We start from the raw sequence: 5,900 nt of genomic DNA on the forward strand, positions 1-5,900 counted from the left end.
GATGCATTGACGGACATGACGGAGGCGCTCCTCGCGTTGTCGATGCGTGTGTGATGCGTGATCGGTTGGGCCCGTGATACGTGCGCGACGGCGTCAGACGGTGTTGCGGTACGGCGGCATGAACCGCATGCGCGGCATCTGGTCGGCCAGCACTCCCCCGTCGACGACCAGGCGCGCACCGGTCAGGTACGCCCCGGCGTCCGACGCGAGGAGCAGCAGCGCGCCCACGCACTCGTCGGGCTGCGCATAGCGGCCGAGCGGGATCCGCTCGCGGTACGCGGCCTCGAACGCCTCCCGGTCGAACGGGAACTCCCCGTCGATGGGCGTCTCGACCATGCCGGGGGCCAGGGTGTTGGCGGTGATGCCGTGCGGGGCGAGCTCGACCGCCAGGGTCTCGGTGAGCAGTTGGGCAGCAGCCTTGGAGGCGTTGTAGTGGGCCAGGCCCGCCTCCGCCACCAGGGCGTTCTTCGACGTGATGGTGATGATGCGGCCCGCGACACCGTCAGCCGTCATGTGTTCGGCGATGCGCTGGCTGAGGAAGAAGACCGCGTCGACGTTGACCCGCATGATGTGCGACCAGCTCGCGGGGGTGATCTCGTTGAAGCGCTCCAGCGCCGCCGTGCCCGCGTTGTTGACCAGGATGTGCAGCGGTCCGGTCTCGGCACGTACGGCGTCGACGAAGCCGGCCAGGGCCTCGATGTCGGCAAGGTCCTGCCCATAGGTCCAGGACTTCCGCCCGAGCGCTTCGACGGCCGCGGCCGTCTCCGCGACACCGTCGGCGCCGGGCAGGTCGACGAGGACCACATCGGCGCCCGCCTCCGCGAGCCCGACGGCGAAGGACCGGCCCAGGCCGCGGGCGGCTCCGGTGACGACCGCGGTGCGGCCGGTGAGGTCGAAGCGGTCGGTACCGCGGGGCGGGACGGCTGCGGTCATGTCGGGATTCCTCCTGGCGGGGTGGTACGGGGAGGTGGGCCGCCGCACCGCACCAGGGGGGTGAATTGCGCGGCGGCCCGGCTGCCGGACGACGGCCGGGGAATGGGGAAGACCCCGGTGTCGTACCGGCAGGATCACGGGAACGGCGGGTGGTGCCGTTCGGTCCCGGTGGATCGTGGGGGCTGCGGGATCAGCCGTTCAGTCCCAGCAGGTCCAGCGACGGCCGGTGGATGATCTCTTCCACCGCGTCCACGTCGAGCGGCGGCAGTCCGGGGATGCCGGGGATGCGGGCGATCTCCCGCAGCCCCTTCACCGAGTCGTCGACCGTTGTGAACGGGTAGTCGCTGCCGAACATCAGCTTGTCGAAGACCCCGTAGTCCTGGACCAGCCGGAGGCTGTGCCAGAGCTGGAAGGGCCGGTAGTGCAGGGCGCTGACGTCCGCGTACACATGGGGGTGCTTGCGGATGACGGCGATGCACTCGCCCTCGAACGGGTGGCCGAGGTGGGCGAGGACCATCCGTAGTTCCGGGTGGCGGATGGCGACCGCGTCCAGGTGGCGGGGCATCGCCCATTCCAGCGGGGCGTTCGAGACGAACGTGGTGCCGGTGTGGACGAGGAGCGGCAGGCCGTGCCGTTCGGCGTACCCGTACAGCTCGTCGTACTCCTCCGCCGCGGGGTCGAAGCCCGCGTACATCGGCATCAGTTTGATGCCGCGCAGGCCGAGCTCCTGATGGCCGTAGCGCAGTTCGTCCTGCCAGCCGGGCTGGGTGGGGTCGAGCGAGAGGTAGCCGATCAGCCGGTCGGGGTGTGCTCCCGCGTACGAGGCCACGGCGGCGTCGTCGACCCAGAGTCCGCTGCGGCGGGCCTTGCCGCCGACGACGATCGTACGGGTGCCCTCCGGTGCGGTGGCGGCGTACTCCTCCCACTTCACCGTCAGGTCGACCTCCCCCGCGTGGGCACGGGCCGAGTCGGACTTGAAAGGGTCGGTGAAGTCGTGGCTGTGCCGGAAGAGATGGGAGTGGACGTCGACGATCATGTCCGGTTCCGCTTCTCCCAGCCGTCCGCGAACATGTTCCAGAAGCGGTGGCTGGGTGGGTGTTCCTCGAAGACCTCGTCGACGAGTTCGACGCCGATCCCGGGGGCGGTCGGCAGGCCGATGTGGCCGTCGACGATCGGGAGCGTGCCCTTGAGGGCGTCGAAGACGTACGGCTCCAGGAGCCCGTCGAAGGTTTCGAGGATCTTGAGGTTGGGGATTCCGAGAGTCGCGTGCACCGAGACCGTGGTGCAGAGCGGCGAGTTGGAGTTGTGCGGAGCGACGAGCATGCCGTGGGTATCGGCGATCGCGGCGAGCTTCCGTACTTCGGTGAAGCCGCCGGCCATGGAGAGGTCGGGCTGAATGATGTCGACGGCGTTCGTCGCGAAGAGCTGCTTGTACTCGTAGCGGTTGTGGAAGTGCTCGCCGCCGGAGATCGGGAAGGCGGCGCGCTGCCGCAGTTCCGCGTACCGCTCGATGTGGGTCCAGGGCATCGGCTCCTCGAACCAGCCGATGTCGAACGGCTCCAGCTCGCGGACCAACCGGGCGGCGGTCGGCATGGCGAACCGGGCATGGCCCTCGATGAACAGGTCGACATCCGGTCCGACGGCCTCGCGGACCGCGGCGACGAGGTTGATGGAGCGGCGCAGTTCGACACGCTCCAGCTCGTGGAGTCCGGGGCCGAACGGATCGAACTTCAGGGCGGTGAAGCCCTTCGCCACGGTCTCCTTCGCCTTGGCCGCGAAGGTCTCTGGCTCGCGCTCGCCGGTGTACCAGCCATTGGCGTAGACGCGTACCGTGTCGCGGCAGGCGCCTCCGGTCAGGCGGTACGCGGGCACGCCCAGCGCCTTGCCCATCAGGTCGTACATCGCCTGGTCGAGGCCGGACAGGGCGATGCCGCCCATGTCGCCGCCGCGCAGGAAGTCGCCCTGGTAGACGCGGAGCCACAGCTCCTCGATGTCGAACGGGTCGGCGCCGATGAGGTGCCGCCGGGCGAGGGCCTCAGTGAGGGCGCAGACCTCACCGACCCGGTAGGGGTGGGTGATCTCGCCGATGCCGGAGAGGCCCTCGTCGGTGTGGACCCGGACGTAGCCGAAGTCGCGCCAGGAGGTGCCCAGCATCAGGGTCTCGACCCGGGTGATCCGTCCGGCGGGGCCGGCCGGGCGGGTGCGGTTCACGGTAAGCATCAGCGGGCTCCGCCCATGGTGGAGGTGTTCTCGAGGTCGCGGGCGCCGCCCTCGGCGAGGACGGCCTTGACGGCGGCCTCGGTGCCCTCGATGAGGCGGTCGACGTCGGCGTCGGTGTGGGCGTAGCTGATGTGGCTGCGCTTGAGGTTGAGCGGCAGCTCGAACAGGCCGTGGTCGAGGAGCCTGCGGCGGTAGCCGACGAACAGTGAGGCGTCGTTTTCGAGCAGGTCGGCGTAGGTACGGGGGGTCTCGCCCGGCATGAAGTAGCTGACGAAGACGGAGCCGTAGCCGGTGACGACGGCCGGGACCCCGAGGCGCTCGTACAGTCCGGTCAGCTCGGTGCGGACGCGGTCACCGAGCCGGAAGACGTGCTCGTGGACCGGCTCCTCGCGGAGCTTGCGCAGGGTGGCGAGGGCGGCGGCGACGACGGACGGGTGTCCGTTGTACGTGCCGGCGAAGAAGGCGGGGGCGCCGGGGCGGGTGGAGAAGAGGTCCATCAGGTCGGCGCGGCCGCCGATCGCGCCGACGGGGGCGCCGTTGGCGATGGCCTTGCCGAGGGTGGTGAGGTCCGGAGTGATGCCGGAGATCTTCTGCCAGCCGCCGATGTCGTGACGGAAGCCGGTGATGACCTCGTCGAAGATGAGGACGCTGCCGGCCTTCGTGGTCTCCTCGCGCAGGGTGGTGAGGAATTCCTGGAACGGCAGGAGCGCGCCGACGTTGTGCGGGACAGGCTCGACGATGACGGCGGCGATGTCGGAGCCGTGCTCGGCGAAGGTGCGGCGGACGGCGTCGCTGTCGTTGAACGGCAGGACGAGGGTGGCCTCGAGGACCTCGGGAAGGATGCCGGTGGAGATCGGGTCGTGGCCGCCGACCATCGAAGGGGCGGAGATGACATTGAGGCTCACCGAGTCGTGCCAGCCGTGGTAGCAGCCCTGGAACTTGACGACGAGACGGCGGCCGGTGGCGGCGCGGGAGACGCGCAGCGCGTGGAACGTGGCCTCGCTGCCCGTGCTGGTGAGGAGGACCTTCTCGATCGACGGGATCAGCTCGGTGAGCTGTTCGGCGAGGAGGATCTCGCCTTCGGTGACGCCGACGCCCATGTGGCCGAGCGTGGCGCCGGCCTCTGCGGTGGCGCGGGCCACGTCGGGGTCGTTGTGGCCGAGCAGCGGCGGGCCGAACGCCGAGTGGAAGTCGGTGTACTCGCGTCCGTCGGCGGTACGGAACCGTGCGCCGTCGGTCCCGGTGACGACCAGGTCGGTCAGTCCGGGAACGCTGCGCTGACCGCTGTTCACGCCACCGGGTACGACCTGGCGGGCGCGCTCGGCGAGTCGGGCTCCGGATTCATTGCCTACCGGGCCTGAACTCATATCGCTTGCTCCTTGCGTCGAGAGTCGTCGGTTTTCGCAGGCCCTGCCCGGCCCGCGATTCCCTGGCGCCATCCGCCCGGCAGTCGCCGCAGGAAGTGGTGATCCGTGGTGCGTGTTTCTCAGATGCTTCGATTTTTCCGAACGCTGTTCTGTAGAGCAGAACAGTGCCTGGATATTACGTCCGGCCCCGGTGCCGGTCAACCCCTTTCCGGCCACGAGAGGCCCATTCCAGGCAGGTTCGCCTCGCGGAGGGGTCCACTCAACCCGCGTAAGGGACTAGGCTGTTCTGCTATGACGAACAGTGCTGCCCAAGAAGAACCGAAGTACTGGGTCAAGAGCGTGGCCAGGGCAGCGGACATCCTCGAAGCGCTAGCCGCCCCCGCACAGGGGAACGGCCTCAGCGTCACGGAGGTCGGCCAGGCCTGCTCCATCTCCAAGAGCGCCGCCTTCGGCATGCTCCAGACCCTGCGCGCGTACGGCCTCGTCTCGGACGACGGCGAGGGCATGAACCGCCGCTACCGGCTCGGCATGAGCCTGGCCAGACTCGGCGACCGGGCACGGTCCCAGGTGTCCCTGCGCGGGGTCGCCCACCCCGTACTCACGGAACTGACCAGCACCACCGGCATGGCCTCCCGGCTCGCCGTGCCCGAGGACGGCCATGCGGTCGTCGTGGACCAGGTCGAGCTCGATCAGCGCGTCCGGCTCGATCTGCGGATGGGGCAGCGCGAGCTGCCGCACTGCACGGGCCTGGGCAAGGCACTGCTCTCGGCGGTGCCGGAGAGCGAGGCCGCCGCGGTGATCGAGCGGTTCGGACTGCCCCGGCGCACCTCCCGCACCATCACCGACCCGGCCACCTTCCTGTCACATCTGCGCGACATCGCCCGGGTCGGCTACGCCCTGGACGACGAGGAGGACGCCGAGGGCATCATCTGCATCGGCGCGCCGGTCTTCGACGACCGTTCGGTGTGCGCGGGGGCCATCAGCATCACCGGGCTCAAGCTCGGCCTGCCGGCCTGGCGTTACCAGGAACTGGGCGGCCAGGTCCGGGACGCGGCGCGGCGGATCAGCGTCTCGCTGGGCTGGGTCGCCGAAGCGGACAGCTCGACGAACCCCGAGCATTCCGACGGAATCAGGCCTTGACCGATCAGGTCCATCGGCCGTAGGTTCCCTGCCAACCCCGATGACATTCAGACGACATCGGCGATTTACCCCTTCCGGTCCGCTTCCGACGCCTGCCCAGCGCGTTGTGAACAGCTGATGGCCGGACCTTATTCAGCCATCCGCCTCATGGCAGTCCACCGCAGGAACGCTCCCTCATTTTCGGCACTTCTCGGAAGGCGAAGTCCGCATGAGCGTTCCGCACCACCACACCCCTGCCCA

At 69.3% G+C, this 5,900-nt stretch carries 5 protein-coding genes; 1 reads left to right on the forward strand and 4 read right to left on the reverse strand.

Annotated features, from left to right (window positions below):
* Positions 1-93: 93 nt before the first annotated feature.
* The 4 genes from ACFU6I_RS47550 to ACFU6I_RS47565 form a co-directional block, all read right to left on the reverse strand.
* Positions 94-933 carry an SDR family NAD(P)-dependent oxidoreductase gene (locus tag ACFU6I_RS47550; RefSeq protein WP_384380550.1) on the reverse strand — a complete coding sequence of 280 codons (840 nt, stop codon included), beginning with the start codon at positions 931-933 and terminating at the stop codon, positions 94-96.
* A gap of 190 nt (positions 934-1,123) precedes the next feature.
* Positions 1,124-1,969, reverse strand: coding sequence for an amidohydrolase family protein (locus tag ACFU6I_RS47555; RefSeq protein ID WP_384035489.1), 846 nt, complete (start codon positions 1,967-1,969; stop codon positions 1,124-1,126).
* Positions 1,966-3,153, reverse strand: a complete 1,188-nt coding sequence (locus ACFU6I_RS47560; RefSeq protein ID WP_384380553.1) for a mandelate racemase/muconate lactonizing enzyme family protein — start codon at positions 3,151-3,153, stop codon at positions 1,966-1,968. The genes ACFU6I_RS47555 and ACFU6I_RS47560 overlap by 4 nt, the downstream gene beginning before the upstream one ends.
* On the reverse strand, positions 3,153-4,520 hold the full coding sequence (locus ACFU6I_RS47565) for an aspartate aminotransferase family protein (protein WP_384380556.1): 1,368 nt from the start codon (positions 4,518-4,520) through the stop codon (positions 3,153-3,155). The genes ACFU6I_RS47560 and ACFU6I_RS47565 overlap by 1 nt, the downstream gene beginning before the upstream one ends.
* Positions 4,521-4,811: 291 nt before the next feature.
* Between ACFU6I_RS47565 and ACFU6I_RS47570 the strand changes: the two genes are divergently transcribed.
* Positions 4,812-5,660 (forward strand): IclR family transcriptional regulator, encoded by an 849-nt coding sequence (locus ACFU6I_RS47570; RefSeq protein WP_384380558.1) that lies wholly within the window; start codon positions 4,812-4,814, stop codon positions 5,658-5,660.
* Positions 5,661-5,900 lie beyond the last annotated feature (240 nt).

Source organism: Streptomyces sp. NPDC057486 (assembly GCF_042802415.1).
GTDB lineage: Bacteria > Actinomycetota > Actinomycetes > Streptomycetales > Streptomycetaceae > Streptomyces > Streptomyces yanii.

What these genes read in the sequence shown, in the direction of transcription:
- ACFU6I_RS47550 (WP_384380550.1), bottom strand. Translation starts at nt 933, where the DNA reads ATGACCGCAGCCGTCCCGCCCCGCGGTACCGACCGCTTCGACCTCACC.
- ACFU6I_RS47555 (WP_384035489.1), bottom strand. Translation starts at nt 1,969, where the DNA reads ATGATCGTCGACGTCCACTCCCATCTCTTCCGGCACAGCCACGACTTC.
- ACFU6I_RS47560 (WP_384380553.1), bottom strand. Translation starts at nt 3,153, where the DNA reads ATGCTTACCGTGAACCGCACCCGCCCGGCCGGCCCCGCCGGACGGATC.
- ACFU6I_RS47565 (WP_384380556.1), bottom strand. Translation starts at nt 4,520, where the DNA reads ATGAGTTCAGGCCCGGTAGGCAATGAATCCGGAGCCCGACTCGCCGAG.
- ACFU6I_RS47570 (WP_384380558.1), top strand. Translation starts at nt 4,812, where the DNA reads ATGACGAACAGTGCTGCCCAAGAAGAACCGAAGTACTGGGTCAAGAGC.